The sequence below is a fragment of the Actinomadura rubrisoli genome (assembly GCF_004349215.1).
GTDB lineage: Bacteria > Actinomycetota > Actinomycetes > Streptosporangiales > Streptosporangiaceae > Spirillospora > Spirillospora rubrisoli.
In genome coordinates, this window is sequence record NZ_SMKU01000537.1 from 1 (window position 1) to 4,156 (window position 4,156).

The window sequence follows — 4,156 nt, forward strand, 5'->3', positions numbered from 1 at the left end:
CCGGCGGACAGGGCGATGCGGCGGGCCTGCTGGGGCGGGATCGGGGTCCCGTCGGTCAGGCGGGCGGGCGCAGTACCGCCGGTGAGGGTGTCGAGGTCGCAGATGACCGTGACCTTGGTGGCCTTGTGTCCGCCTGCCAGGACGGTGGTGAGGGCGGCTGCGGTGCGCTCGGACAGGTCGCGGCGGTCGTCGGTGCCCGCCGGCTTGGCCAGTGGCCCCAGCGTGCCCTCCCACACCGCCGCGTCTTCGGCGTTGAGCCAGCCCTTTAAGTAGCGGCCCCCGTCCAGGGAACGGGTCGAGGTGATCCAGGAGCGTTCGTAACCGCGCCGGGACTCCCCGTCGGAGCGCTCGGTGCCATCGCGTTCGGCAATGACGTCGCGGATGCGCTTGCCGAAGGAGGCGACCTTGCCGGCGGAGAACCCCTGATCGACCATGCCGAGCAGGATTTCTTCGGCCGCACCGCAGTCGTCATTGTCAAGGCGGGCGACAGCACTCGCGATGGTGGCGGCATAGCCGTGGGACAGCTCGCCGGATGCCCAGAGCTTGGTCACGCGGGTGAGGCGGTGACGTTGGCGGGCCAGAGTGAGCCGCTCTTTGGCGCGGTTGTCGCGCATACCCAGCCGGGTACGCAGCCAGGCTTGAGTGGAGGGAAGCCCCCACCGTCGCACCTCTCCGGAGGCGTCGACGACGCCCAAGAGGTCGGCGATGCAGCTTTCCTGCAGATCAGAGGTCCTGGCGAGGGTCTCAGTGAGCTCCAGGCAGGCGGCCGGGGAGTCGGGTGGCGCGCGGTGAGCCAGTTCGGCCGCGATCGTCGACGCGGCGTTCACCAATTCCATGGTGGACGCCCCATCTAGATCCATCGCGATCGAACGCATAATAGAATTATATCGAGCACCATCTCCACTCCAAGCCTCAAAACAGCCCGACTATTGTCACCACAAAGACACACCAGAGCCCGTCCATCCCAAGCCACTCACCCCGAATCGAATTCGATTTTGGACTTGCTTCAGATCTCCGGCTGAAGAGGACGGTGGGGGCGGCGCGTCCTGCGGGGGCAGGCGGAGCCTGCCCCTTGAAAGCTGCCTTAGGGGCCGCAGAGGCTCCGAAGTCAAGGGTAGGCCGGAGGCCTATCGCGTAGCGACGCGAAGCGCCCTTGACTTTGGAGGGGCGGCCCCGTACGCAGCGCCGCCCCCGCCGCCGAACACTTATTGTGAATGCCACACACTCTTTTAGCCGTATTCAATACGCCTCCAAGAGAAAATGGAGAGCGACAACGCCCGAGGCAACTCCCACGGAGGCAGCCGATTTGAGGAGCGCCGCCGTCCTCACAGCGAAAGAGGTTGGGCGTGACCTGGCTGAAGCGGACCATGAAGACGAAGGGTTGACCTGGGCCTGCCCTCGGCGGGGTTGACCTGGAGCGCACTCCAGGTCGCACAGTTGCAGTGAGCTCTTCCGAGAGCGAGCACTCAAACGCGACAGCGAGCGCTCCAACGGGTGAGCACTTCCGACGGTGAGCACTTCCGCCGCGACGGTGAGCACTGCAACGGCGAGCACTTCTGACAAGGAACGAGAAGGATCTGACATGCGCATCGGACTCCAGGTTCCCAGCTTCACCTTCCCCGGCGGATCGGAGCAGATCGGCCCGACGTTCGGCCGGATCGCCCGCGAGGCCGACGCGGCGGGGCTGCATTCGCTCTGGGTGATGGACCACTTCTTCCAGATCCAGGTGGTGGGCCCGACCGACGAGCCAATGCTGGAGAGCTACTCGGCGCTGGCGTATGCGGCGGCGCTGACCAAGCGGATCACGCTTGGGACGATGGTCACCGGCGTCACCTACCGGCACCCCGGCCTCCTGATCAAGACAGTGACCACGCTGGACGTCCTGTCCGGTGGACGAGCTTGGCTAGGCATCGGCGCAGCGTGGAACGAGGAGGAGTCGCGGGGGCTCGGCGTGGCGTTTCCACCGGTCGCCGAGCGGTTCGAGCGCCTGGAGGAGACGCTGCGGATCGCGCACCAGATGTGGAAAGGCGACGAGTCGGCATTCAACGGTGAGCACTATCACCTGGAACGACCGCTGAACTCGCCGCCGGCGGTACGACGGCCTCATCCGCCAATCCTGGTCGGCGGTGGCGGGGAGAAGAAGACGCTGCGGTTCGTCGCCAGGTATGCCGACGCCTGCAACCTCTTCGACGGCGACGAACTGCCCCACAAGCTGGACGTGCTCCGTGAGCACTGCGAGCGGGAGAGCCGCGACTACGCCGACATCGAGAAGACGTCGCTGACGTTCCTCCCCGGGGCGCCGTCGGTCGACCAGTCGGTCGACACGATCGGACGACTCGCCGAGCGCGGCATCGACCAGGTGATCTTCTCGCAGGGCGCGGGACAGGACCTGGCGGGCATCCTGGGCGAGGCCCTGGCGCAAACCGGGAAGATCGTCCCCGCCGGCCGATGACGCCCAAGGCCGTCCCGTGCACCGAGGCCGGCGCGCGGGACGGCCGCCCCAGCCCCAAACGGACGCTTCACTCCCCGAACGAGGCGGTTCACTCCCGCAAGAAGACGATTCGCTTGCGCAAGAGGCGGTTCGCTTCCACAAGAAGACGGTTCGCTTCCACAAGAAGACGGTTCGCTTCCACAAGAGGCGATTCGCTCCTGAACGAAAGCAACTCCGTCCACAACAAGGCGTTCGGGCCCTGCGAGGAAGCGGCTCAGTCGCGAACGGGCGGCCTCAGCTTCAGCGGAACGCCGAACAGGTTGAGAGCGTTGATCAGCGACACGAGCGCGACGAGGTCGCCGAGTTCCCGCTCGTCCGGGAAGTGCTTGCGCAACGTCTCCCACAGTTCGTCGCTCACCGGCTCCCGGCGGGTGACGGCCTCGGTGTAGGCGAGCGCCGCGCGCTCCGGCTCGCTGTAGAGGTGTGATTCCCGCCAGATGGTCAGGTGGTACATGCGCTCTTCGGGCTCGCCGAGCTTCCGCGCGTCCCTGGTGTGCACGTCCACGCAGAAGGCGCAGCCGTTCAGCTGGGAAGCGCGGATCTTGATCAGTTCCTGCACCGAGGGATCCAGCGGGCCCTTCCGGATCAAGAGAGCGATGTCGATGAACCCCTTGTAGACCTCGGGCGAAGCCTCCTGCAGAAGCATGCGGGCCATAGGTCGTCTCCCTTCGTCACCAAGGAGACGACGCGGCCGTGGACGGTGTGACACGTGGCCATGGACGGTGGTGACACGTGGCCATGGACGGTGGTGACACGTGGCCGTGGACGGTGTGACACGTGGTCGAAGCGACCGACGGCTAGCCCGACGCCCGCGCGATGGCTTGCAGGACGATCCCGAGCACGCCCAGCACGATGAACAGCACCATCAGGTTACGAGCCGTCCCGCTCAGGGTGAGCGGACGGGTCGCCGAGACGCGAGGCCCGCCCTCACCGTCGCCGAACAGGTCCTTCGGGTACGCGGAGGTCAGCAGCATCCCGTACGCCTGGACGCGCATCATGTACCGCTCGACGGCGGCGGTCGCCTCGAAGAGCCCGGGCGGCATCCGTCCCTGGATCAGCACGATCAGCCAGATCACGAAGCCGGCCACGACCCAGCCCGTCGCCACCACGTTCGACACGATCGCGGCGGGGATGATGAGAATGATCCGGAACAGCACCGCGAGGCGATTGAGCGACCCCGGCCGCACCTCGACGCGCACCGGATAGGCGTCAGGCGTCCAGGCGAACGGCGGGTACTGCTCCACCAGCAGGTAACCGTAGGCGCCGACCCGAACGGACCACGCGAGGTATCCGGTGAGGAACCCGGCGGCCCAGTCCGGCAGCCGCCCCAGCGCCAGCGCCGCGAACCACCCGATGATCACCACGATGTCCGCCACGATGCCCAGCACGACCACCACGATGACCTGCGGAATCAGCAGGATGGCGCGGAAGAGCACTGTGACCCGCGACTGCTCCGACGGACCGTCGATATCGAGCGTGGGCCGCCACTCACCACCGGGCGCGGCGCCTGCCGTGGTCTCCGCCATCAGGGCCTCCTGGGCTGGTTGCCCGGAGCGTATATCGCACGCCGCCCGCTGCCGAGGAGCCCGCAGCGTCCTAGATTGGCCAGCCGGTCAACCCGTCCCCCACATCGTCACAACAACCGCGTCACCACCCCTCCCCACC

4 protein-coding genes are annotated in these 4,156 nt (G+C 66.9%); 1 reads left to right on the plus strand and 3 read right to left on the minus strand.

What is annotated here, in order from left to right:
* Positions 1-875 (minus strand): DUF222 domain-containing protein (locus E1298_RS44815; protein WP_131903465.1); only part of this gene is annotated, 875 nt, incomplete at its 3' end.
* 707 nt (positions 876-1,582) lie between these two features.
* Between E1298_RS44815 and E1298_RS44820 the strand changes: the two genes are divergently transcribed.
* Complete coding sequence (locus E1298_RS44820; RefSeq protein WP_131903466.1) at positions 1,583-2,452, plus strand: LLM class F420-dependent oxidoreductase; 870 nt, start codon at positions 1,583-1,585, stop codon at positions 2,450-2,452.
* A gap of 253 nt (positions 2,453-2,705) precedes the next feature.
* Here E1298_RS44820 and E1298_RS44825 read toward each other — a convergent pair whose 3' ends face one another.
* Positions 2,706-3,146, minus strand: a complete 441-nt coding sequence (locus E1298_RS44825) for a carboxymuconolactone decarboxylase family protein (RefSeq protein WP_131903467.1) — start codon at positions 3,144-3,146, stop codon at positions 2,706-2,708.
* A 142-nt stretch (positions 3,147-3,288) separates the two neighbouring features.
* A complete protein-coding gene (locus E1298_RS44830; RefSeq protein WP_131903468.1) occupies positions 3,289-4,017 on the minus strand; it encodes a DUF4389 domain-containing protein in 729 nt (242 codons plus the stop codon).
* Positions 4,018-4,156: the final 139 nt, after the last annotated feature.

Excerpts from the sequence above, each read along its gene's own strand:
- E1298_RS44820 (WP_131903466.1), top strand. The coding sequence starts at position 1,583 with ATGCGCATCGGACTCCAGGTTCCCAGCTTCACCTTCCCCGGCGGATCG.
- E1298_RS44830 (WP_131903468.1), bottom strand. The coding sequence starts at position 4,017 with ATGGCGGAGACCACGGCAGGCGCCGCGCCCGGTGGTGAGTGGCGGCCC.
- E1298_RS44825 (WP_131903467.1), bottom strand. The coding sequence starts at position 3,146 with ATGGCCCGCATGCTTCTGCAGGAGGCTTCGCCCGAGGTCTACAAGGGG.